Annotated in this window: 19 protein-coding genes; 14 read left to right on the plus strand and 5 right to left on the minus strand. The window is 40.6% G+C overall.

Going from position 1 to position 24,239, the window contains the following annotated elements; translation table 11 throughout:
- Positions 1-11: 11 nt before the first annotated feature.
- Positions 12-4,757: a LysM peptidoglycan-binding domain-containing protein gene (locus ACZ5B7_RS11150; protein WP_464493769.1), complete on the minus strand. Its 4,746-nt coding sequence runs from the start codon at positions 4,755-4,757 to the stop codon at positions 12-14.
- Positions 4,758-4,943: 186 nt separating this feature from the next.
- On the opposite strand from ACZ5B7_RS11150, the gene ACZ5B7_RS11155 reads away from it, so the two are divergent.
- A complete protein-coding gene (locus ACZ5B7_RS11155; protein ID WP_464493770.1) occupies positions 4,944-6,758 on the plus strand; it encodes a C40 family peptidase in 1,815 nt (604 codons plus the stop codon).
- A gap of 296 nt (positions 6,759-7,054) precedes the next feature.
- The gene (locus ACZ5B7_RS11160) at positions 7,055-7,843 is read left to right on the plus strand and encodes a sulfite exporter TauE/SafE family protein (RefSeq protein WP_464493771.1); all 789 of its coding nucleotides are present in this window, start codon (positions 7,055-7,057) and stop codon (positions 7,841-7,843) included.
- 45 nt (positions 7,844-7,888) lie between these two features.
- Here the strand turns inward: ACZ5B7_RS11160 and ACZ5B7_RS11165 are convergent, their stop codons facing one another.
- A complete protein-coding gene (locus ACZ5B7_RS11165) occupies positions 7,889-8,518 on the minus strand; it encodes a lytic transglycosylase (RefSeq protein WP_464493772.1) in 630 nt (209 codons plus the stop codon).
- Between the two features lie 42 nt (positions 8,519-8,560).
- Positions 8,561-9,172 carry a polysaccharide deacetylase family protein gene (locus ACZ5B7_RS11170; RefSeq protein WP_423801886.1) on the minus strand — a complete coding sequence of 204 codons (612 nt, stop codon included), beginning with the start codon at positions 9,170-9,172 and terminating at the stop codon, positions 8,561-8,563.
- A gap of 285 nt (positions 9,173-9,457) precedes the next feature.
- Between ACZ5B7_RS11170 and ACZ5B7_RS11175 the strand changes: the two genes are divergently transcribed.
- The 7 genes from ACZ5B7_RS11175 to ACZ5B7_RS11205 all read left to right on the plus strand — a co-directional run bounded on the left by ACZ5B7_RS11175 (position 9,458) and on the right by ACZ5B7_RS11205 (position 16,957).
- Positions 9,458-11,431 (plus strand): DUF3880 domain-containing protein, encoded by a 1,974-nt coding sequence (locus tag ACZ5B7_RS11175; protein WP_464493773.1) that lies wholly within the window; start codon positions 9,458-9,460, stop codon positions 11,429-11,431.
- Between the two features lie 25 nt (positions 11,432-11,456).
- A complete protein-coding gene (locus ACZ5B7_RS11180; protein WP_464493774.1) occupies positions 11,457-12,644 on the plus strand; it encodes a DUF3880 domain-containing protein in 1,188 nt (395 codons plus the stop codon).
- 9 nt (positions 12,645-12,653) lie between these two features.
- Positions 12,654-13,841: a DUF3880 domain-containing protein gene (locus tag ACZ5B7_RS11185; protein ID WP_464493775.1), complete on the plus strand. Its 1,188-nt coding sequence runs from the start codon at positions 12,654-12,656 to the stop codon at positions 13,839-13,841.
- Positions 13,842-13,963: 122 nt separating this feature from the next.
- On the plus strand, positions 13,964-14,848 hold the full coding sequence (locus ACZ5B7_RS11190) for a C39 family peptidase (protein WP_464493776.1): 885 nt from the start codon (positions 13,964-13,966) through the stop codon (positions 14,846-14,848).
- Between the two features lie 127 nt (positions 14,849-14,975).
- Positions 14,976-15,263: a putative quinol monooxygenase gene (locus tag ACZ5B7_RS11195; protein WP_213140583.1), complete on the plus strand. Its 288-nt coding sequence runs from the start codon at positions 14,976-14,978 to the stop codon at positions 15,261-15,263.
- Between the two features lie 138 nt (positions 15,264-15,401).
- On the plus strand, positions 15,402-16,664 hold the full coding sequence (locus tag ACZ5B7_RS11200) for a flavin-dependent oxidoreductase (protein WP_464493777.1): 1,263 nt from the start codon (positions 15,402-15,404) through the stop codon (positions 16,662-16,664).
- Positions 16,664-16,957, plus strand: a complete 294-nt coding sequence (locus ACZ5B7_RS11205; RefSeq protein ID WP_464493778.1) for a Dabb family protein — start codon at positions 16,664-16,666, stop codon at positions 16,955-16,957. The genes ACZ5B7_RS11200 and ACZ5B7_RS11205 overlap by 1 nt, the downstream gene beginning before the upstream one ends.
- A 118-nt stretch (positions 16,958-17,075) precedes the next feature.
- Here the strand turns inward: ACZ5B7_RS11205 and ACZ5B7_RS11210 are convergent, their stop codons facing one another.
- Positions 17,076-17,750: a YetF domain-containing protein gene (locus ACZ5B7_RS11210; protein WP_464493779.1), complete on the minus strand. Its 675-nt coding sequence runs from the start codon at positions 17,748-17,750 to the stop codon at positions 17,076-17,078.
- Between the two features lie 480 nt (positions 17,751-18,230).
- Positions 18,231-19,988 carry a glycoside hydrolase family 27 protein gene (locus tag ACZ5B7_RS11215; protein WP_464493780.1) on the minus strand — a complete coding sequence of 586 codons (1,758 nt, stop codon included), beginning with the start codon at positions 19,986-19,988 and terminating at the stop codon, positions 18,231-18,233.
- A gap of 200 nt (positions 19,989-20,188) precedes the next feature.
- On the opposite strand from ACZ5B7_RS11215, the gene ACZ5B7_RS11220 reads away from it, so the two are divergent.
- From ACZ5B7_RS11220 to ACZ5B7_RS11240, 5 genes are all read left to right on the plus strand, one after another.
- Complete coding sequence (locus ACZ5B7_RS11220) at positions 20,189-20,626, plus strand: universal stress protein (RefSeq protein WP_464493781.1); 438 nt, start codon at positions 20,189-20,191, stop codon at positions 20,624-20,626.
- Between the two features lie 657 nt (positions 20,627-21,283).
- Positions 21,284-22,009, plus strand: coding sequence for a metallophosphoesterase (locus ACZ5B7_RS11225; protein ID WP_464493782.1), 726 nt, complete (start codon positions 21,284-21,286; stop codon positions 22,007-22,009).
- A gap of 63 nt (positions 22,010-22,072) precedes the next feature.
- Positions 22,073-23,041: an NAD(P)H-dependent flavin oxidoreductase gene (locus ACZ5B7_RS11230; RefSeq protein WP_213140572.1), complete on the plus strand. Its 969-nt coding sequence runs from the start codon at positions 22,073-22,075 to the stop codon at positions 23,039-23,041.
- A gap of 58 nt (positions 23,042-23,099) precedes the next feature.
- Positions 23,100-23,423, plus strand: a complete 324-nt coding sequence (locus ACZ5B7_RS11235) for a hypothetical protein (protein WP_464493783.1) — start codon at positions 23,100-23,102, stop codon at positions 23,421-23,423.
- A gap of 90 nt (positions 23,424-23,513) precedes the next feature.
- Positions 23,514-24,158, plus strand: a complete 645-nt coding sequence (locus ACZ5B7_RS11240) for a GntR family transcriptional regulator (protein WP_423801910.1) — start codon at positions 23,514-23,516, stop codon at positions 24,156-24,158.
- Positions 24,159-24,239 lie beyond the last annotated feature (81 nt).

Raw genomic sequence — 24,239 nt, forward strand, 5'->3', positions numbered from 1 at the left:
GTTCCTGCGTCTCATCCTGGGATTTTTAAAGTTTGTCCCACATATATGGTATCTGTTGTTAAGCCGTTTAGTTCTTTAATAGCGGTGACGGTGGTGTTATACCGCATCGCAATGGCGGATAAGGAATCACCGGACACCACTTTGTACGTAATGACGGTTGAATTCACTTGTGTCGAGTTTGTTGTCGTGATTTTTAAGGTTTGCCCTACGTAAATCGTATCAGTTGTTAACTGGTTTTCATCTTTAATGGCTGTCACCGTCGTATTATATCGATTTGCAATGACTGATAATGAATCGCCCGCCACTACCGTATAGTTCACGGTGGTGGTGGTTGCAGCAGGCGCCGGCGTAGGTGTTGTATTCGTACCGGTTGTGTTCGGTAATGTTAATGTCTGGCCAATATAAAGAGTGTCGGTAGTCAAATTGTTGATTTCTTTAATTTGGCTGACAGTTGTATTGTATCGAAGGGCAAGTGAATATAAATTATCGCCCGCAACAACTGTATACGATATATACGATGGAGCTGGAGGAGCGGCCGCTTCCATAGGTGAAGGAGCCTGAGTTACGGCCATGGTTGTAGGAAGGGTAGTCGCATAACTGTTCCAAACCTCTTTGTTCTCCTGTCCGATACTCCAGTTTCCAACACCGCGCAAATTATATTTACTAATCAGCAGTAATTTTTGACGAATCGATTCCTCGTTTTCGTACCAGATGGTATAGGTACCGGCAGTCAAAGTAGTTCCCCCAACAACTGGCTTGGGGTCTCCTTCTCTGATGGTAACAATCGCTTTTGGCGTTTTGCTTACTTCATCAAAAATAACCGTTCCGTTATATTGTTTTATTAATTGTTCTACCTGCCAATTCGAAATTCCAAAGCCTCCATAGGTTTGCCCCTGAATCCAATATCGTCCGTATTGGGCGATGCCGAGGACAATTTTATCAGCTGCGACATTTTGATTGAAGGCATATTGAACCGACCTTTCTACCCAAGGGTTGCTGGCTACAGGACCTGCTGCTCCACCGGGGTAGCTTTCGTCGTAACTCATGATCATTAAGTAGTCGGCATATTTTGCTAAGCTGTTATAGTCATACGAGCCGTGCCAGCCTGTTGTCCAGCCATTTGGATTTGCCGCAACTGCCACTGAAACTTCCTTCCAAGCTGGAATCTTTTCCCGCAGTAACCGAACAAATTCCGTATAGTTGGCCCGGTCCACTTCCGTGACATTTTCGATATCCACATTTACACCGTCCAAGTTATAGCGGGCAATGGCATCGGCAATCTGCTGGGCAGCCAGCTCTTTATTGGCGAGCATGGCCCGGCCGATGTTTCGATCCCAATGATTGCTTAAAAATGGGACCACGCGGATTCCTTGCAAATGCATTGCTGAAATAAAGGTTGGGTCCAAGCTGTAGGTCAATTTCAAGGTACCATTCGCATTGATATCAAAATAACTCGGCGACACGGTATTAACGGAGCTGGCTGTTTGGTTCACCATCGAAACGTAATCCTGGGTATTGCCAAAATACATATAGCCGAGATTGACCACTTCACTCGCTGTTACAGGTAATCGTAACAACTGATTCGGCTGTATGGCATTATTGGTAAGCTGATTTAGTGCCATTAACGCGTCAACGGTGGTGTTATAGCGTTTCGCAATCATAAATAGGCTTTCGCCAGCTGCAGCGGTATGGCTGTATAGTGGAACCGTGGCTAAGGTGCTGATATTTCCTGCAAAGTCCGTTTGATATACAGAAGCCGTCCCAGCGCCGGTCATATCTGTTTGGTCAAGATAGAATTTTAAAGTATAAAAACCTTCCGCGTCCGCTGTCCCAGACGTGCTCATTAACTCTGCACCATTTGTGTTGCGAATGGTTGCATAAACGACAGAATAGGGTTCTGCTGTGCCAAGCATCGTATAGATCGGACGTTTATTTTCAAACCCAAAGCCGTTTTTGGATACGACTGGATTTGGAACAACGGTATCTTTTATAACCGTTGAAGTTTGAACGCTACTTGCATTTCCTTCTTTATCTGTCAGCATGATTTCCAGCGTTAAGGTTCCATCTTTCAAACTGGCTACATCAAAGTTAAGATTAAATTTGCCGTTTGAAATCATGGCGGTTTTGGCTATATTGGTTGTTCCATCGCTAACGGTGATCTTAACCGAAGCACCTTCTTCCACAGAAGAACCACTCACAGAAAATTGATTCTGATTTAACAGATTAACATATGGTGCCACGGTTGCTACTGGCACTTCCGGTGCAGTTGTATCCTTTGTTATGGTCAAAGGCTGAAGCTGGCTTCTGTTCCCGGCAGCGTCAGTGGCCAGAACGGCTACTGTAATATCCCCATCCTTCAGGCTGCTAACATCAATGGGCAAAGAAAAATTGCCTTGCGAATCTGTTACAGTGGTTTTAACCAGGCTGGTTACACCATCAGAAATGGTCAAGTCCAGTGTGATCAGAGGTTCAACAGTACCACTTAGTTTATAGGTGTTGACGTTTCCGCTAAAAATACTAGGAGGCTGGCTAAATTGGATACGAGCAGGACCAAGTGTATCTTTGTTCAGCGTCTTGACGGCAAATGGGCTCCTATTTCCGGCTTGGTCGACTTGGGTGATTTCGAATCGGATATCGCCATCATTTAAGCTGGACAGGTCTGCGGTAATGGTGTATCCGCCAGTTTCATTCACCTGTCCGATTGACTCAACGCTCTTGCCTGTACCATCGAAGGCTTTGATGTTCACCTGTGCATTAGGTTCGCCAGTTCCGTTTAGCAAAAATGAGCTCTTGTTTTCCTGATTAATAAAATTGTTATTATTTAAAATTGGTGCATGGGGAGCACTTGTATCTTTGGCAACAGTCATTTTTCCAGCAGGGCTTTTGATTCCCGTTGGACTTGTTTGCACAGCCGAAATGATGAGGGCACCATCCCTCAGGGCAGTTACATCCACATTAGCAATAAATTCGCCGTTGGCATTCGCAACAGCAGTTGTTGTGATGGTATTGCCTAAAGTCCCATCTGAAACAGATAGGTCCACTTTTGACCCCGGCCGGGCAGTCCCGAATATCGAATAATTTGTAGCTGTTTGGCTGTTAATTATTTTCGCATTTCCGATCAGCGGCGCATCTAGGCTAGTGTTCTTTGTAATTGTGGTTTGTCTAATGGCGCTAATGTTTCCAGATGGATCGATAGCCCGTGCGGTGACGGCTAATTGCCCGTCATTTAAAGAAATCAAATCGGCATTTGCACGAAATTCGCCTATTTCATTGGCAATTGCTCTCATCGTTACATTTGGATGGAAACCATCTGAAACGGTCAAATCCACGAAGGCTCCAGGGTCAGTTACTCCAAAAAGGGTGTAATTTTTTACATTCTCAATTGTTACCTTTACGGTACTGTCCAGGACAGGTTCATTGATAATGGTATCTTTCGTGACAATTAATCGGCTTTCCATACTCCGGTTTCCTGCCTGGTCGGCTGCGACAGCGGTAATGGTAATCGTTCCGTCTGGTGAGCTGGAAGTGTCCACTTTTGTTTCAAACCTGCCGCTGGCATCAGCTTTTAGTTGAAATAACTTTGGTGAATTTATTCCATCTGATAGTGTTAGATAAACGGTTGCGTTTGCTTCTACAGAACCTGATATGGGTACGCTTGCTTGGTTGATCGACGTAATTGTACTGATTTGGTTTAGTAGTGGTGCTGCCGGTGCTGTTGTATCGGCGGGTGCAGTGCTTCCAGCCGGAATTGTTAGGATTTGACCGACATATATCAAATCGCTTGTTAATTTATTTGCTGTTTTAATTTGGTCCACAGTCGTGTTAAATCGCTTGGCAATAAGTGATAAAGAGTCGCCTGCCACCACTGTATAGGTTGTGGTGGTTACTGTAGTAGGCGGAGTCTGCGTCTGCACTGGTTCCGGGCTTTGAACGGTTGGTGTCTGCGATACTATTAAGACTTGCCCGACATAAATGCTATCAGTTGTTAAATTGTTTAGTTTTTTGATTGCGTCCACGGTAGTGGCGAATTTTTTTGCTATTTGATATAAGGTATCCCCCGCTGCTACTTGATACGTACTTGTTTTGGTAGTGTCCACAGTAGGGGCAGGTGCTGGAGCAGGCGCGGGTTCCGGAGTAGGTGTCGGCGTTGGCGTTGGTGTAGCAGCTGTTGTTTGCTCAACAGTCCTTGGAATCCTAATTTTTTGTCCAATCGAAAGGAAATCGCTCGGAAGCTGATTATAAGAACGAATACTATCGACGGATGTGTTAAACTTCCTCGAAATCGAATATAAAGTGTCGCCTGCAACGACTGTATATGTATAAAAAGGCAGGTTTAATACCTGGCCTACATAAATAGTGTCAGAAGTTAAATTGTTTGTAGTTTTAATAGACGATACTGTTACATTAAACTTCCTTGCAATTGAATATAAACTGTCGCCGGCCTGGACTTTATACACATCGTACTGACCAGTTTGTTGAGTCTGACCAGCGATTGTAGTTTCTGCACCTACCTTCGTAATGTCGGAACCAAAATAAATAGTCGTTACCAATAGTGAGCCGGCCATAACCTTGGCCGCATTAATATTTAAATAAGGGAATCTTTCCCTGATCAAATGATTGATTTGTACTTGGAGAGTTTTTCTTCTGAAATCCGAGGGTCCCAGCTCATTCGAAAACTCCTCCAAATAAGAATCGAGGTAAACCACTAACGTAACCCCGTCTCGTTCTTGGAGCAGCTCATATCTTTTAATCTCCACTTAACCACCTCCATTTAATAAAATGAAACATAGGGACGGTTCTTATGCATCATTTTGATGCATAAGAACCGTCCCTATGCCTCGAATATGGTAATAAGCGGAAAAATGCCTTTAGGGTTGTATTCTATACTTTTTTCGCGAAGAATACCCCTGAAACATGATTTAAGGCAAAGGAGAAGGCTGCGCATGGAGAATTTACAAACATATGAAATTAGAAGAGTCGCTCCCAATCAGGATGAGTTTGAATTAATCCTCTACTTTGATGGTCAATTAACGGAGTTTGCAGGTGAGTTAGGGACTGTTCCAAAGGATAAAAAAGATATTACCTCTTTGGCCAAGCAGATTCTAAATAATAGGTACCCATTTTTAAAAGTAACATTGATCAAGGTAATCCTTGGAGGGGTTGCAGCTGCTTCGATTCCACTGACTGATCATTCGACTACTGCACATGCGGAGGATTCAAACGGTAACACCCCAGCTCAGATGGCACACGCAGACTCAATCTATTACCACGTCTCATCTGGGGATACACTTTGGGGATTATCCGTCAAATTTGGAACAAGTGTTGATAATATCAAAAGAGCTAATCATTTAACTTCCGATATTTTGAAGGTGAATCAGCTTTTAATCATCCCAAAAGCGTTTCATACCGTAGCTTCAGGGGATTATTTAACTGTTCTTGCTAAAAAATATGGAACGACTGTTGAGGGAATTAAGCAAGCCAATAACATGAACAGTGATGCCACGTTTATTGGGCAAACACTGATTATTCCAATTTTAATAGGAAGTGAACCGAGCAATGGGGAGGTCCGGGATGTAACGCCTACTGCCCAAAACCAGGCTATTTCAACCTATACAGTTGTTTCGGGCGACAGCTTGTCTGTAATTGCCAAAAGATTTGGTACGTCAATCGAAGCACTTAGAAGTAGTAATCAATTAACATCAGACCTAATAAGAGTTGGACAAATCCTAACGATTCCCCAAGCAGCCAACGAAGTTCAAGAGCCTGCCCCCGCACAGCCCCCTGCGCCAGTACCATCATCTGAACCAGCGTTTAATCAATATACTGTTGTTGCAGGTGACACTTTATGGGGGATTTCTGCGAAATTTAAGGTAAGCCTGGATGCATTGCGTAAGGCAAATGATTTGCAAATTGATATGTTACACATTGGTCAGACCCTAATCATTCCAAATGGACAGGCAGTGGGTACAGTACCAACAGAACCAACTGCTCCCGCCAAGACAGTTGAAACGAAGTATACGGTTGTGCCAGGTGATACTGTATATTCCATTACGAAGCGGTATAGCATTACAGCCGAGCAATTAAAACTAGCGAATCAATTAACAAGCGACATATTAAAGGTAGGGCAGGTATTAATAATTCCAACGGCTTCGGGGGCACCTGTTGCCGCTTCACCAGCATCTGGACCAGTACAAACTGCAGTTCCCGGTGTCGATTTGGCAACGGTTCAAAAGAACCTGCAGATCCTCGGCTACTATACCGTCCCAACTATGACGGGAAGCTACGATACCCCAACAACACAGGCGATCAAAACCTTTCAGGCAGATTACAGTCTTCCTGTGACAGGGACAATCAATGAACCAACAAATACCGCCATTAACCACGCGGTTATTAAGAAAGAAATAGTCAGAGATACAGCTAATTATCGCGGTGTTCCTTACAAATGGGGTGGTGTGACACCTAATGGCTTTGATTGTTCGGGATTTGTCTATTATATGTTCAATCAGCATGGTGTAACAATGTCACGCAATACTTCTGGAGGGCTTTATAATACAGGGACAGCCATTGACCGGGCTCATTTACAGCCTGGAGATTTGGTGTTCTTCGCTGTTAACACACCTGGAACCATTTCACATGTAGGATTTTACATAGGGGACAACCAATTTGTTTCCGCCACCACATCAAAGGGGATTGCAGCCTACCCATTAGATACTGGGTACTGGGCGAAATATTATGTAGGTGCTAAAAGAGTATATTGAGGCACGGGGACGGTTCTCATGCATCAATTTGATGCATGAAAACCGTCCCCATTATCATTGGTTTTTTAATCGCCCATATTCAGCCCACATAATTTAACACGCTAATCGAATCGGTAAACAGTAATGATGTAACGAATGTGTTAGTAAATGGTAAAATATAAATGAAATACAGAAAAGTTCTTACTCTCGATGAAGAAAAATAAAATATGAAAGCAAGCTTGCTCTATAGGAACTTTCCGTAACGGCAAATATTTAATTTTTCGCCAAATTGGATTGGCGGAATTGAGGTCGTAAATATGTACACTAATTTATTTCTATTGAGTTTTGTTATAGGTTCCAATTTAATCATCGGAATTTTATTAGGGTTGTCGGGGATTTCTGGTTTCCTCCTGCCTTTGATTTATGTAGGTGTTTTAAAAATGCCCGTGCATGATTCACTTGCACTTAGTTTCTTATCCTTTTCAGTCTCAGGCATCATCGGTGCCTATTCCTACTGGAAATCTAAAAATATGGATTTAAAATTGGCACTTTATTTGAGTATTGGCAGTCTGCCCGGCGCTTTTTTGGGTGTGCAAATTAATGTGATGATACCGGATTTCCTGGCAAAACTACTTCTTTATGTTTTTGTCTTGTTAGCGGGATTATCCATTTTATTAAAGAAAAATAAAGAAAACACAAATTCATTAAATGGCAATAACCATTCGAAAATTCTCGATTCTTCATTAATGGTTGTTTTGGTCGGTTTCCTTACATCTGCCATTTGCTCATTGACAGGAGCCGGCGGACCTATTTTACTCGTGCCGTTATTAGCAAGTCTTGGGGTCAACATCAGGGTGGCAGTCGGGGTCAGTCTCCTAAACTCCGTCGTCATTGCCATTCCGTCTGTTTTTGGATATTTCGCCCATGCAAGTATGATAAATACATCCTCGTTAATTATCGCTAGTCTGATAGGGACAATTGTCGGGATTGTAACTGGCGCACGGTTCGCCACGAAGGTGCCTCTTCACCAATTAAAAATGGTCATCGCCATCATTACCATCCTTTCATCAGTTTACATGCTAGTCATGCTAAAAATAGGGGCCTAATGGATAAGAGGGGGTATTCCCCCCTCTTTCAATATAAATAGATTTCTAATTTTCATCCCAATTAATAGCGTTACAATAGGAAAGGACATTCTTTACATAGTTTTGTGTTATTATGATTGGCGGAACTCCATTGTATTTTTCGACTCGATCGGGGCCGCAGTTATAGGCTGCTATTGCAAGAGTCCAATCCTTAAATTCAGCAAAGAGAGATTTTAAATAACGAGCGGCACCATCTATCGATTCTTCTGGAATACAAGGGTTCACCCCAAGAAAATTCGCGGTCTCGATTTGTAATTGCATCAATCCAATTCCACCAGTATCAGAGACTAAATTGGGGTTTCCTCGGCTTTCCGTGACCATGATGCTGTAGAGAATCTGAAAAGGAACTTGGTGCTTTTGAGCCGATTCCAAGATAGCTTTAGCCCACCTTTTGGCCTGCGTTCCGCCAGGAATTTGATCAGGGATTACCTCACTAACCGTTTTGTCAAAAAACACATCATCTTCGAAAATTTCTTGGATTTTTAGGACATGATCATAAAATATTTCTTCGGAAGTTAGATTATTTAATTTCATTAGCTGGTCAATTGTAACACCGAATTTTTTCGATATTCCCCAAAGTGTGTCTGAAGGGTTCACAATATATAATTGGTATTTTTTATTCTCCTTATCTTTCATCTAATTAAAATCAGGCTCCTTTCTACCAAATTTAAAAAAATCTCACTTCGACTTCAGCAACTCGGAAATATTTACAATTTGGAGATTTTTTTCGGTAGCTTTTTCTATCAAAACTGGAAGTGCTTTTAAAGAGGAGTTAGTTGGGTGCATTAAAATGATATCGCCATTCTTAAGGTTAGGGGCTATGTTCTCAACAATCTCATCAGGATTTTCAATTCGCCAATCGATCGTATCTAATGACCACATGATGGTTGTCATATTATGCTGCGCTGCATGGTCAATCGTTCTTTGATCAAAAGACCCATAAGGCGGAGTAAAATATTTAGGGCTAACCCCTAGTATTCTATTGATGATTTCATTGGTTTTCGTAATCTCCATTTGAATTTCTTCTGTTGATATAGTACTCATATCCTGATGAGAATAGGCGTGGTTGCCAATCTCATGTTTCGCATTTCTAACCATGAGTGCCAATTCAGGAAAATTTTCAACCCATCTCCCCTCTAGAAAAAAAGTAAGGCTAATATTTTTTTCCTTCAACAATTCCAATAAGTCTATTAAATATTGATTTCCCCATGCCACATTTACCATAAAAGAAATCTTAGGAATTGATTCGCTGCCATGATATAGGGGAAACGAGTTTTTATTATCCTCCATGGTGGTCTCCTTTGCTTATTTAATCATTATTTAATATATGTTGAAATAATAAAAAACGCATGTATTAATGTCATGATATGAATAGATTGGTGGCTTCCTAACCAACTTGCTTTTCTGAAAAAACATTTCATTTCTTCCCGTATTGGGCAATCTTTCTATGCAATTCTCAAAAAAATGCATACTATGCTTTTAGATTCTACAAATATTGGATTTGTGTGTTTATATATAAATCTGCTTAAAAAAATGATGGACAAACAGCAACAAAAGGGGAGTGGGAGGAAAATAATGCGCGTTTTATTCTTAGAAAGTCATCCCATGTGGATTCACGGATTACCGAATGGCTTTATAGATGCAGGGCACGAAGTGAAAATTTCCGGTCCAATCAACAATCTCGATATTGGCAAACTTATTTCGGAATTTCAGCCTAACTTAATCATCACGATGGGGTGGGGGCCAGAAAACACCGCTGTGGAAAAGCAGAAGAAAATTTACGAAAGCACCATAAATAGCAATATTCCTCATGTGTACTGGGCTACAGAAGACCCGACATCGACACAAATCTTTACTATTCCTTATATTCGGAGAACCCATCCGGACTTTGTTTTCACTATTTGCCGGGAACGGGTTCCTTACTACCGGGGACTAGGAATTCCTGCCGAACATCTGGATTTCGGCTACCATCCTAAAGTACATCACCCCGTGGATGTCGACCCAAACTATTATGCGCCAGTTTCGATCGTAGCCAATGGATACCCAAAAAAGCTATCCTATTTTCCAAGTCATTTTCGGCATCAGTCGATGAAAAGCTTGATTACACCATTACTTGAAAACAATATTCAAATTAATTTCTACGGGAACAATTGGGAAAGCATGGGTCCGCATTTGGGAGTGGAGATCCCTAAGGAATGGATCCGTGGCTATATTGATTACACGAATGCAAATAAAGTGTATAGTTCCTCTGATATCACCATTGGGCTGCAAAACCTGCAAACACAATTGACGCAGCGAACGTATGAAGTCCTAGGGTCAGGTGGCCTATTTATTACCAATAACACACCGGAAATTAATCGGCTTTTCAAGTCAGGAAGAGAGTTACTGACATCATCATCACCTGAAGAAACACTCGAAATCTTGATCCATCTTCTTCAGTACCCTGAAGAAAGAGAGAGAATTCGCCAAGCCGGCCTTGAAGCTGTCCGTAAACATTCTTATAAAGAAAGAGCTAAATTTATGGTAGAGGTTTTGGAGAAAGAAGGAATCTTCAGCAAAGGGAAAAGTACTTACACTCTTAAAATGGAAAATAGGACAACTTTTCAACAGGGCGAATTTGAAATCTATAAAGTTCAAAATGGGGATACCTTGTCCCTTATTTCTAGAGAGTTTGGAGTTCCCATTGTTAGGTTAAAGGAATTAAATAGCCTAACCACCGACATCATTGATACCGGCCTGCCTCTAAAAATTAGAGTACGAAAGAATCTCGATTATGAAAAATATGACCTATATACAATCTGCCATGGAGAAACATTAGCTAAGATTTCCAAGGAGTTTGGTATTTCACTAGAAAAGCTCAAACAGGATAACCAATTAACTTCAGATTTTATTTATGCCGGCCAATCGTTAAAGATTGAAAAGGATTATACCAACTCCCATAAAATGCCTTCGGTTTTTATATCGAAAGGTTTAAAAGATGATAACATGATTGCTTTAACATTTGATGCGGGTGACAGTGCCGAAAATACTGAAAACATCTTAAACGTTTTAAAAAAATACAATGTAAAATCAACGATGTTTTTAACTGGTGCATGGATAGAAAAATACCCGCAGCTCGCTAAAAGAATGATTTCAGACGGACATGAAATAGCCAATCATTCGTATAGCCACCCAGATTTAACAAAACAATCGAAACATGAGATTCAAGCAGAATTACAGTCCACTTCCGCTAGTTTTGAAAAAGTCCTTGGAACATCAGGGTGCCCACTATTGCGGCCGCCATTTGGCTATTGGAATAAAAACCTTCTGGAAGCAGCAGGTGAAATGGACCTCACCTTTACCATCTATTGGAGCATTGATACTCTAGACTGGAAGGAACCAACTGCAGAGTTTATTTATCAACGGATTTTTTCAAACCTTACGGGTAATGACATTGTCTTAGCGCATTTAAATGGAAAACCAACAGCAGAGGCGATGGAGCTTGTGATACCGGAACTCAAAAAACAAGGCTATCAATTAGTAAAAGTAAGTGACATGCTTTGGGACTAAAATTTTTAAAGGGGAGGGTTTGAGAATGCGAATATTGTTTTTAGAAAGTAATCCAATGTGGATTTATGGTCTGCCGAACGGCTTTCGTGATGCTGGGCATACGGTCATGGTCTCCGGTCCGTTGACTGAGGCAAGTATTCCTGACATGCTCTCAACCTTTCAACCCGATTTAATATTTACAATGGGGCATACCGCCGAGCATACAGAGGAAAAACAATTGTGGATCAGAAAGCATGTCACCCCCACAAACATTCCCCATGTGTATTGGGCAACAGAAGACCCTGGCTATACGCTGACTTTTTCACTTCCCCTCATTAAGACGATTGAACCAGATTTTGTATTTACCATTTGTCCTCCTAGAGTGGAGTTTTACAGGGACTTAAAGATTCCGTCAGAGCACTTGGATTTCGGCTATCATTCAGATGTTCATTATCCCGACAATTCAGATGATACGTATCAAGTGTCCATTGCCGTTGTGGCAAATGGTTATCCAATGCTCTATGAAAAAAGGCCGGACCACTACCGTTTTAAAGCGCTTAAAGATCTTCTTGCTCCATTTTTAGAAGAAAATATCAGAATTGATTTTTGGGGACGTTATTGGGATCAAATGGACCATATCCTTGGCAAGAAGATACCCGATGAATGGATTCATGGGTTTCTACCCTATACAGAAGCGAATAAGGTGTACAGTTCGGCAAACATCATTCTAGGTGTCCAGAATCACGACACCCAGGTAACCCAGCGGACGTATGAAGTGCTTGGTTCGGGAGGTCTTTTGCTTACAAATGATACATCTGAGATTAGGAGATTATTTACTCCCGGCCAAGATTTGTTAGTCAGCAATTCAGCTAAAGAAACAATTGATCTTGTAAAATACTATTTAAGTCATCCTGAAGAAGTAAAGAAAGTTAAAGCTGCCGGAATAAAAGCGGTTGAAAAATACTCGTACAAGCATCGGGCTGAATTTATCATCGAAACACTTATCGGGGCAGGAATTCTTCCAAAAAACTCGGAAAGTTCGGGGGCAGGGAGATTCATCCACTATGTGGATACATTAAAGGAAAACTATGAAATATATACCATCCAGCCAAAGGATACATTGTGGAGCATCTCAAGAAAATTCGGCGTCAGTGTGGAAGAAATCAAGAAATTAAACGGCCTCCAATCAGATATCATCAACGTGAATGAGTTTTTAAAAATTAAAAAGAAATAGGTGAAAAAGGTGCGAATTCTTTTTATAGAAAGCGGGGAAATCTGGAGTAATAATCTAACAAAGGGGTTTACAGCCCACGGACATGACATTCTTATTTCGGGTCCAATCAATAGGGAAGGTCTATCTAATATGATTGAAAGTTTTCGGCCCGATTTCGCCATTACCATTGGTTGGGGAGAGGAACATACAAAGGATAAACAAATCACCATCCGTGAACAGATGGCAAAGCATAACCTTGCGTTAGTCTATTGGGCAGTGGAAGACCCCGCTTATACCGACGTTTGGTCCATTCCATTAGTAAAAACCATTCAGCCTGACTTTGTTTTTACATTAAGCCCTGACAAGGTAGACACGTATAAACAATTAGGTATTCCTTCGGAGCATTTAGATTTTGGCTTTGAGGAGAGCCTTCACCATCCAATTAGCCGCCATCCAGAGTTTGAAGCAGAGATTGCAATCGTTGCGAATGCGTATCCAGATATTTTAGAAAAGTATCCAGGTCATTTTCGCCATCAGTCGTTAGAAATTTTAATTAAGCCGCTTCTTAGAGCGAATGTTCGGATTGATTTTTGGGGAGCAAATTGGGACAGGATGGATGATTATTTAGGCGTAAAAATTCCGAAGGACTGGATTCACGGTTTTTTAAACTATAAGGAGGCAAATAAAGTATACAGTTCCTCGAAAATTATCTTAGGTTTGCAAAATTATCCTGAGTTATTGACCCAACGGACCTACGAAATATTAGGGTCGGGCGGCTTTCTGCTTACCATGGATACGCCGGGAGTCAGGCGAAATTTCGTACCAGGGAAAGATTTAGAAGTCTCTCTAACCCCGGAAGAAACCATTCAAAAAGTGAAATTCTACCTGAATCAACCAGAACAACGCTCCGAAATCCAAAAACAAGGCCGAAAAGCGGTTGAAGCACACTCCTATACCTTTAGGGCACAACAAATCATCAACACATTAATGGAAAACGGCATCCTCGCAAAAAATAGGGGACATGCAGCAAAAGAGAAAGGAGAAATACTATTCTTTCATTCCTTTGATGGATACGAAACCTACAAAGTCCAAAAAGGAGACACCTTATACAAAATATCTAAAGAATTTGCCATTTCTATTGAAGAATTAAAAACCCTAAACCTCCTAGACACGGACACAGTATTAGAAAATCAACTAATAAAAATAAGAAAGAAATGATGCATGGGAATGATGCATGGGGACGGTTCTCATGCATCATTTTATTAAGAAAAAATTAAGGAATTCCCATCATAATAAGGTCATCCAAGCGGAAATAGAGAGAAATCGGGGGCCAATCAAAATTGAAGCTAAAAATTTTTGCCGTAATTTTTATATTGGGAATACTCGCAAGTGTTAGCTATGCGGAAGCACAAAAAGACGACCTTCCATCAAATACAACAGAAAATAGTACTGTAACGAAAGCAACAAACGAAGAGGAACAAAATATTTCCGGTTTAACTGAAACCAGCTCGGTTGAATCTCAGGAAAATGAAGTCCAGGCAGCAACTGAGCCACAGCAGGAAACTAAAACGCAACAAGAAACCCAAATTCAGCAAGCAACCCAAACCCAGCAAGAAATCCAACCTCAAAACGGAAAAATCATCATCAACAATGTTCCTCATATCCAGCAAATGCCGGAACTGGCACGTGGATGTGAAGTCACCAGCCTTGCCATGCTCCTTCAATACGCAGGTGTGGCAGTCGATAAAATGACTCTAGCAAAACAAATTAAAACCATTCCTTTTCGTGATCAAAATGGCTTGAAAGGAAATCCGAATGACGGATTCGTCGGAGATATTTACTCATTTAAAAATTCGGGATATGGAGTATACCATGGTCCGATCGTGGATTTAGCCGAAATATATTTGCCAGGTAGAATAATAGATTTAACAGGACAAAATATTGACTCTGTTTATAATATGCTTAAAAAAGGATCCCCTGTGTGGGTCATCACCAATTCAAGATTTGCATTACTTCCTCAAAGTGAATTTTCTACTTGGGATACAGCATCTGGGAAAGTACAAATTACTTATAGAGAGCACAGTGTTTTATTAGTAGGCTATGACGAAAACTATGTTTATCTCAACGATCCATTAGCGGAGCAGGGAAATAAAACAATTCCAAGAGATAGCTTTGAAGAGTCATGGATTCAGATGGGTAAACAGGCGATTAGTTTTCAGTCATGATCATTTTTGACCTAAAATAATTACAACTGAACCCAAAAGAAGTAGATAACTTTTATTATTAAAAAATGCTAAAATCAAATAGAAGCCTAAAATTAGTGAGAATTTTTATAAAAAGGGAGCTAATTACATGATAAGAGTTGTCTGCAAATCTAAATTAAAACCGGACGTAAATGTTGAGGAATATCTTAAATTGGCGAGTGAAGTGATTACCGAATCGAGAAAAGAAAAAGGCTGCTTCATGTATACGCTTCATGGTGATATCAACGATCCGACCATTTTCGCAACAATCGAGGAATGGGAAGATGAAGAAGCTTTGAGACAGCACGATAATAGTGAACACGTTCGGAGAATTGTCCCAGAACTTAGGAAAAGACGAGAAAGTACAGATATGAATATTTATAAAGTATTAATATAATCCTTTGCGGGCCCACTTTTAAGTGGGTCTTTTGTATGTACAGGCTGGTGAACAAATATATTGATATATTTTTATTTTGTTGCAATAATTAAGAAATATCAAAATACTAAAGCAGTATATTTTATAGGAGGATACGCAATGTCAGAGATAAAAACCGCACTCATTGTCGGCGGCGGAATCGGCGGCCTTGTAACGGCACTTAAACTTAATCAGGCCGGAGTGTCTGTCCGCGTTTTCGAGAGTGTCGAAACGATAAGAGCGCTGGGAGTCGGGATTAACCTTTTGCCTCATGCTGTCAGGGTCCTCACCGAGCTAGGCCTCGCAGATGAACTTGAAAAAACTGGCCTGCCAACCGCCGAGCTCATGTATGTTAACAAATTCGGCAAGAAAATTTGGCAGGAACCACGTGGCAAAGCTGCCGGCTACCATTGGCCGCAATATTCGATTCACCGCGGACGCCTGCAAATGCTGCTGTTAAAAGCTGTCATTCAAAAATTAGGGGAGGATGCCGTTTTAACCGGGCATCATTTTCAATCGTTTGAACAGGTTGGAGACACGGTAACGGCCCGATTTATCAATCGTAAAACAGGGGAGTCTCTTGGCCCTTACAGTGCGGACATGATGATTGCCGCCGATGGCATCCACTCGGTTGTCCGAAAAACATTTTATCCAAGTGAAGGTCTGCCAAAATTCAGCGGCCGGATCTTATGGCGCGGAATTACTGAAGCGGATCCATTTTTGACCGGAAGATCAATGATCATGGCGGGTTACCAAGATCAAAAGTTTGTCGCCTATCCAGTTTGTCCCGAAACCGCAGCAAAAGGGCGCTCTTTAGTTAACTGGATTGCAGAATTGGCAATTGAAAACGAAATGCCTGACCGTGCTGACTGGAATAAGAAAATTGATAAGGAAAAGTTTGCTCCGCAATTTGCAGCCTGGGATTTTGGCTGGCTGAATGTTCCGCAGCTAATTGAGGAAACAGATGCAGTGTATGAGTTCCCAATGGTCGACCGTGACCCGCTTTCCGCTTGGACCTTCGGACGTATCACGTTGCTTGGAGATGCAGCCCATCCTATGTATCCAATCGGCTCCAATGGTGCTTCACAGGCGATTTTGGATGCAGATGCCCTGGGAGAGGCCATTTTAGCACACCCGACTGCAGAACAGGCATTAAAGGCATATGAAGAAGCCAGATTAGAACCAACAGCCAACATTGTTATGGCAAACCGGAAAAATGGGCCTGAAATGGTCATGCAAATCGTTGAAGACCGCGCACCTAACGGTTTTGCCAATTTAGATGATGTCATTTCCCAGCAGGAATTACAGGATATCGCCAATCAATACAAGAAAATTGCCGGTTTTGACCGCGAAAAATTAAACAGTAAGGCGGGGAAACAGTAATGGTAGAACATATTGTATTACTGAAATTCTCACCAGAGACAACCATAGAACAAAAGCAAGAAGCAATTAGCAGGACCCTGCTGCTAAAAGAAGTGATCTCCGGTATTATGGATATACAGCAAGGAATCAATTTTTCAAATAGGAGCAAAGGTTTTGAAATTGGATTAACGGTCCGATTTGAGGACAGAACGTCCTTGGAAAACTACGGACCACATCCGGCCCATCAAGAGGTTTTTGCCTATTTACAGGAAATTGGCGTCGAAGACATTATTGTCGTTGATTTTGAATGTTAATATTTTTTTAGCTTCGCGCTTTAATGCTTAAACGCGTTTTAGTGTTTAAAAAACCAAAATGATAATTTGTGATAAATATATTTAAGGACCCCTAGAGGTCCTTTTTCTAAAAATAGTATCAATATTTCTGAAAATAAAGCGGCTTCCCTGTTTGCCATTCAGCATAACAGACTTCCTTCGGATTTTTAACTCCGCCTTTATCCAATTCCTTATAAAGCCAATTCTCATCTAACCCGGCTTGTTTAAGGTTCTCTTCTAAAATTTCGCCGTCACTGATAATGGTAAGTGGAATTGTTTTCTGTTCCGCTTTGATTTTTAAATCCTTGCATGTTGGAGTATCCGCTTCTGGTTTTTTTAGAATACTAATTCCGCCGCTGTTTTCAAAAATGGCATACTCTACCTCTTCGAGAGAAAAAACGTCTTTGGAACGCAGCATTTGCTTTAATTGGTCCAAATCTAACCGGTTCTTTTTCATTTCTCTCCAGTCAATTTTCCCTCTGTTAATAATCATCGAAGGCTTGCCCTCAAAAAACACGCGTAATTTTCGCGATTTCTGTGTAAGCATTTCGGTAAAATAAATAAGGAATCCCCACACACCAATAGCTAGAAGGACTTTCAAAATGCCGGCACCATCATCAAAGACGGCACTACTTAATAAATCTCCTAGGACTAATGCTGAAATAAAATCGAATGGAGTAATTTGACTTAATTGTGTTTTTCCTAAAAATTTCACCGTAATAAAAAGGGCAATGTATCCAACTACCAGTTCAAAGATAATATCCACGTAACTCATGAGCTGCCTCCAATTTATTCATACTGTATTGTTATGGACATGGGGGCTATTTCCTAAACGAGTAATTCATGATATTAGGGCAATTGAACTAGTTTTGTTTAGAACAATTTAATTTTAGAAAATTTAAACTAAAATAGAGGAAATAGAAAAATTTTACAGAATTAAAATATAAACACGTTAATAAAATGTAGAAATTGGGTTTTAAAAACAATGTAAGCGCTTTATTGGTGACACGACGAGGATTTGGGTGCAAGGGATTTATGAAAAAAACACTAAAAGAGGTGTATGAAATGAAAGTAAGTCCACTTGAGTTTATTGAATGCGTTGAACTAATGGTAGCAGCTGAGGAAAATCGGTTAATATTAGACGGAACGAAGATAAAAATTTTAGGTGAAGAAGTGGAATTTTAAAATTAACCATCGAGTAGCAACATCATAAATAAAAGCCGCACCATTTACAGTGCGGCTTTTAGTATTGAGATCAAGCTGTTCTATAGAATTGATATTTGTCCCTTATCATTCTAAAGAGTTTTAATAAAATGATAACAGTAACAAATAACATCATTGGAATGGTAACAAGCACGAAGGATTGGCTGTCTGTTTGAGCTTTCGGAGACTTTGCACTTTCTCCAAATGCATTCTTTCCGGTTACCACATACGAATAACTGCCGCCGGCACGGAATGTAGCTGTTTTATCTTCAAAATTGGGTTCTGTTAGATTTGCTGCAATAGGTGTGTAGCCGCTGCTGAATCCAAATCTATTGATGGTTTTACGATAGACGGTATAGGATTCTGCTCCGTATACGGGATTCCAAGTAATCGTAACGGAATTTTGATCATTCCTGTCAACCATTACCCAATCTGGGGAAGCAGGTACTGTCGAAATTTTTGCATGATAGGGAGTATATCGGTTTCCACTCAAGGAAGTGGGAATTACATGAACCATACGAGAAGCATGAGTGGAAAGTTCTGTGGTGAATCCTGAATCCATGCTGCCTAAATCCTGATGGGTCCACATATCATGCACCATTGCTGATCCCTCAACCCCCAAATCTGCCCATTTCACACTTACGTTTTGTGAGGATGGTCCGGTATTAAAGAGTCCGATATTGTAAGAACCGTCTGGTAGTTTTTGATAGAATACTTGAGAGGCAGAGGTTTTGTATAAACGTTTCCCTGCCGCTCCACTTTGGTTGGCCCCAATAATTTCGTCATTTGTCAACAGGCTGATCCCATAATCGTCTAGCTTCGTTAGGTCATTCCCAATAACAAACTGTGATGACGCGATCGCCCAGAGAGTTACATAAGATCGTTTTTCCTCCTCTGTCAGGCCATCCTTAACCCCGTTTGCCACATTGAGTGAATCAAAATCGTTCCACCCGCCCGGACCGGCATGCTTGTGCCACTCTGCGGCATCATCAAACCTTCTAGACACCTTTTTCCAATTTGTGAGAGTTGGCTTTCCATATGCCTCTACGTCGTGATCGGTCCGCCAGCCGTTCGATAATTCCTTCCATGTTGAAGCATGTTTGATATCAAGATTATTGGACAGCTCCACATGTATCGGTCTTCCAGTTTTCTTCAACGCCTTTGCCCAGGCCTCGACGTCTTGAATATCCTGGTTGCGGACACCATCAATTTTTAGATAATCCACCCCGTAAGAAGCAAACAGCTGAGCCCACGAATCAATATACTCCTGTGCCCCCGTCTTGGAAAAATCAATGGCATACATATTCTTGAAGTTAAAATTCACTTTTTGCCCTTTACTAAAATCCACAATATCTTTGGCGTGATAGGGCGTCCCCTCAATCGGCGTGTTTTGATCCACCGCGCCTTTTGGAATACCTAGCGTAACATAGAGACCAAACTTTAAGCCTTTGTGGTGGATATAATCTCCAAGTGCTTTCATCCCGTTTGGAAATTTCTTTGGATCTACCACCCACCGGCCGTATTTATCAACGGCGGTGGTCCAATCAAGCATATAGTAATCATCCAAGTTAACATATTGGTATCCGTGCGACTTGAATTTTGCAGCCATTACATCGGCGGCATCTTTGATGTTTTGCTCCGTAGGTTTTTTCCGGATTGAGCTCCAGCTGCTCCAGCCCATAAATGGCCGGTCTCCTAGACTATTATAGGAAGAAGCTTTTGCCTCTTCTATGTCAAAAATGGATACGGGAAAATTTCCACAAAGTAAAAATGAGAATGATAGCAATGTTGTAATAATTTTCTTAAGCATAGACATTTCCCCTATAAGCAGATAGGTATTAATAAATCTATCATAATACAGAAAGTTCTATATTTTAATGAACAATATGTTCCAGCAAAATATGAAAAAATTCACATAATGTTCTAATCCACTCACGGTAGGAAGTGTGAAAAAATTATATAATGAAAGTGAATAAATGGTATTTATACCAAAACGAGGGGGATAACAAAATGCTGACTGATTATTCAAGAATCGTAGTTCCTTACGATCATTCCGAATTAAGCAAAAAAGCTTTAAAAATGGCAATGAATCTAGTAAAACAAGACGAAAAAATTGAATTATATGTTGTCATGGTTATTCAACCAGAAAACTACCTAGGTTACCATTACGCAGTTCCGATACAAGACCGGCGCGAGTCTCAGCTTAAAGCGATCGAACCGCTCCGCGAAGAATTAAACCAAGAGCTGCTTAAGCTTCCAAATAAAACAAGAACCTTTGTGTTGGAAGGGGACCCTGCAGGAACCATCATAGATTTTGTTAGGAAGAATGACGCCGATTTCATTGTCATGGGAAGCAGAGGATTAAGCGGACTGAAGGAAATGTTCTTGGGAAGTGTAAGCCATTATGTTGTACAGAAGGCGAATTGCCCGGTTCTGATAGTAAAATAATTTCTAACCTATAATGAAAGGTTGTTCTTAAGTTCTTGGGAACAACCTTTTTTATTTATCTTAGCTAAGTTTTCTAAAAAAGATGGTGAATTTTTAGAGAATTTAGAAACATATTCTGAACTTTCAAGAAATTATGACAAGTATTTCCGGTGATATAAATTAACTTGTTCACATGAATGACATATTTTATCAAAATCTTTGTTTTACATTTCGACACTCACATACAAAGTTCTTGTTTTTTTCATTCTTATGATGAAGGTCCCACATAGAATAAGGAATTAATTTGTAAAAAAAGGGTTTAAGTAGTCGGAATTTTTAAATTTTAATAACCTGCGAAGTTTGTTACAATAAAAAACGTGAAGGAATGTCGGAGGAAATGGATAAAAAATTTTTTAAGAAAATGATTGGTTTGAGGGAGGGGTTTACATGGTATTCAAGGTAGCATTCTGGAGATTGTTAACAAGAAACCAGAAACTTAGATTACTGAAGCAAAAAGCTCACATAGAACATCATTCTGCGGGGCCCCGAGTATCTTAGGGGCTCTTTTTTTATGTAAGTGCGTATAAAAATAAGATTATCAAAGGAATTTCCATACTTGTTATTGAACTTAAATTGTTATAGATGTAATGGACAAGTCGATTTTTATGAGGTGAAACCTTGAGGAAAATTGTGATATCTGATATTCATGGCTGTGCAGCGGAGCTGGATCAATTGTTAACAAAAACTAATGCACAACCGGAAGAGGTTATTTTTTTAGGTGACTATGTTGATACAGGCCACGACAGTATGGATGTACTTGATAGAGTACGAGAATGGTGCAGTCAAGGGGCTGCTGCTTTACTTGGCAACCATGATGATATGTTTTTGCAATGGCTAGATGAAAGAGAAATTATCTTTTATTATGGCAGGGTTGGCGGAATAGCGACGATAAATAGCTGTTTACATAGACTTGGTATGGAGCGGGTTGAATACTCAGAATTGCTGAATGATATGAAAAAGGAAAATGACATAAGAAACATCATCCAAGCTCATTTTTCTTCGCAAATTTCATTTTTGCAATCTCTCCCTTTATTTATCAAGGAACAGGATTTTGTTTTTGTCCATGCAGGAATCCATCCGAAAAAAGGGCTTGAAAAAACGACAAAAGTGGAGTTTCTAAATATTCGGGATGAATTTATTTACGAATATCAGCATCCGGAAACGGTCATTTTTGGCCATACCCCAACAAGAAGAATCCATAAACAAAACAATGTTTATTTTGGTCCAAACCGGGTAATCGGAATCGATGGAGGCTGTGCCTTCGACGGACAGTTAAACGCATTAATCATAAAGGATGGAAGTTTTGAGACGGAATCTGTTTTAAAAATAAAAGAAGGAAAATAAACATTATTTGGAGAATTAAAATTTAGTAGAATGTTAAAAATTTGAATGGAGGGACAAGAAAAAATGTCCAATATCCCAACAGTACTGAAGGACTTGCGTTTACCCGTAATTGGTTCACCACTTTTTATTATTAGTAATCCCAAGCTGGTTATTGCCCAATGTAAAGCAGGCATAGTTGGTTCCATGCCGGCCTTGAATGCAAGACCGGCATCACTTCTTGATGAATGGCTGCACGAAATCACGGAGGAGCTCGCGGCATATAACGCCCGTCATCCAGAGCGGCCGGCAGCCCCATTTGCGATCAATCAAATTGTCCACAAGTCCAATAATCGGCTAGAACATGATGTGGAAATGTGTAAGAAGTATAAGGTTCCTATCATTATTACGTCCCTTGGGGCACGTGAAGAAGTAAATACCGAAATACATAGTTACGGAGGTATTGTGCTGCACGATATTATTAATAATACATTCGCACACAAGGCAGTTGACAAAGGTGCGGATGGGTTGATTGCCGTTGCCGCAGGTGCCGGTGGTCATGCCGGCGTGAAGAGCCCGTTTGCCTTAGTTCAGGAAATCCGTGAATGGTACGATGGTCCGGTTGCTTTGGCAGGTTCTATTGCTACCGGCAGTGCTGTACTCGCCGCTCAAGCGATGGGGGCTGATTTTGCTTACATTGGTTCGCCATTTATTGCCACTCACGAAGCTAATGCTGTAGAAGAGTATAAGCAGGCAATTGTAGATTCCACATCTGACGATATTGTCTATAGCAGTCTGTTCACAGGTGTTCCAGGAAACTATTTGGCTCCATCCATACGTGCGGCAGGGTTAGATCCTAATGCGCTCCCTGAAAGTGATCCGTCTCAGATGAGTTTTTCAGACGGCAGTTCGAAACCTAAGGCATGGAAGGAAATTTGGGGTTCTGGCCAAGGAATTGGCGTCATTAATAAAGTTAGCGGTGCTGGAGAATTCGTTGACAAACTTTATCTGGAGTATATGGCGGCGAAAGAGAGACTTGGTCTGGTTGTTGTTTGATGGCAGGATAAAATAGAGGTGGAAAAACTGACTCAACTTTTGGAGTCAGTTTTTTTTATTGAATAGCCATATTGCGAACAATGGACTTGATATCATTCATAATCTATTGTATCAACTAGAAAAGGTGTTCAATATGAGAAACATGAATGAAGTGCAAATACACCCCATCATCGGGCAGGCATGGACAGGTAAACATGTGATCCTGCTTCATTGCACACACGATAATCAATTCCTGCAGCTTTATAAAAGCTACCACGCCCCGATTGAGCCTCCCCGACTCAACTGTGCAGAAACTTTATCGCAGCTTTTAAGTATCGGCTATTCTGTTGCGGCCATTACACCCATCTCTTCTAATCAAATTCAATATGTGCTGGTACTTTGAGATAGACCCGGGCGGAAAGCGTGGGTCTTTTCTTATTCCGCAAGTTTATATACAATATATATAATAAAGAATGTATTGGAGAAGCGAATTATGGAATATTTATCACTGAAAGACCATGTTTATAATTATATTGTAGATCAAATTAACAGTGGGAAATTGCTTGCAGGGGCAAAGTTAAATGAAAACAATATTTGCGAAAGCCTTCAAGTCAGCAGGACCCCAGTAAGGGAAGCACTCATCCAACTAGCGTCGGAGGGGCTGATTGACAATGTGCCAAGGAAAGGGTTTGTCATAAAAAGTCTTACAAAAGAAGAGGCTGAAGAAACCTATTTTATCATCGGAGCATTGGATGGTCTCGCTGCTTCCTTGGCTGCACCGCTTTTAACCGAGAAGCACTTGAGTGAAATGGATTTCTACATACAGAGCATTGATTTGGCGCTGAATACCGAGAATTATCGAATGTATGATAAGATGCAGGAAGCCTTTCATGGTGTCTATTTATCTGTTTGTCCCAACAAAAGCTTAGTCAACCTTTTGCTTCAATGGGAAAAGAAATTTTTGAAAAATTTAGGGGAAGCAGGTTCACAGGAAGGCTTGAAAGAAAAACTATTGCAAACCAATAATGAGCATCGAAAAATGCTGGAGCTTTTTAAAAGTAAAGATACGGCTGAATTGGAAAGATTATTGAAAGAAGTCCATTGGAACCCTAAAAAGGTAGAAAACCTGCCACTATAAGAAGAAAAACCCGAAAGATTTTGTTGATTATTCGACAGAATCTTTTTTTATTGACAGATAAAAATAAAATATATAATATAA

It is taken from the genome of Neobacillus sp. S1115, assembly GCF_055385565.1.

What these genes read in the sequence shown, in the direction of transcription:
- ACZ5B7_RS11155 (WP_464493770.1), top strand. Translation starts at nt 4,944, where the DNA reads ATGGAGAATTTACAAACATATGAAATTAGAAGAGTCGCTCCCAATCAG.
- ACZ5B7_RS11160 (WP_464493771.1), top strand. Translation starts at nt 7,055, where the DNA reads ATGTACACTAATTTATTTCTATTGAGTTTTGTTATAGGTTCCAATTTA.
- ACZ5B7_RS11165 (WP_464493772.1), bottom strand. Translation starts at nt 8,518, where the DNA reads ATGAAAGATAAGGAGAATAAAAAATACCAATTATATATTGTGAACCCT.
- ACZ5B7_RS11170 (WP_423801886.1), bottom strand. Translation starts at nt 9,172, where the DNA reads ATGGAGGATAATAAAAACTCGTTTCCCCTATATCATGGCAGCGAATCA.
- ACZ5B7_RS11175 (WP_464493773.1), top strand. Translation starts at nt 9,458, where the DNA reads ATGCGCGTTTTATTCTTAGAAAGTCATCCCATGTGGATTCACGGATTA.
- ACZ5B7_RS11180 (WP_464493774.1), top strand. Translation starts at nt 11,457, where the DNA reads ATGCGAATATTGTTTTTAGAAAGTAATCCAATGTGGATTTATGGTCTG.
- ACZ5B7_RS11195 (WP_213140583.1), top strand. Translation starts at nt 14,976, where the DNA reads ATGATAAGAGTTGTCTGCAAATCTAAATTAAAACCGGACGTAAATGTT.
- ACZ5B7_RS11200 (WP_464493777.1), top strand. Translation starts at nt 15,402, where the DNA reads ATGTCAGAGATAAAAACCGCACTCATTGTCGGCGGCGGAATCGGCGGC.
- ACZ5B7_RS11205 (WP_464493778.1), top strand. Translation starts at nt 16,664, where the DNA reads ATGGTAGAACATATTGTATTACTGAAATTCTCACCAGAGACAACCATA.
- ACZ5B7_RS11210 (WP_464493779.1), bottom strand. Translation starts at nt 17,750, where the DNA reads ATGAGTTACGTGGATATTATCTTTGAACTGGTAGTTGGATACATTGCC.
- ACZ5B7_RS11215 (WP_464493780.1), bottom strand. Translation starts at nt 19,988, where the DNA reads ATGCTTAAGAAAATTATTACAACATTGCTATCATTCTCATTTTTACTT.
- ACZ5B7_RS11220 (WP_464493781.1), top strand. Translation starts at nt 20,189, where the DNA reads ATGCTGACTGATTATTCAAGAATCGTAGTTCCTTACGATCATTCCGAA.
- ACZ5B7_RS11230 (WP_213140572.1), top strand. Translation starts at nt 22,073, where the DNA reads ATGTCCAATATCCCAACAGTACTGAAGGACTTGCGTTTACCCGTAATT.
- ACZ5B7_RS11240 (WP_423801910.1), top strand. Translation starts at nt 23,514, where the DNA reads ATGGAATATTTATCACTGAAAGACCATGTTTATAATTATATTGTAGAT.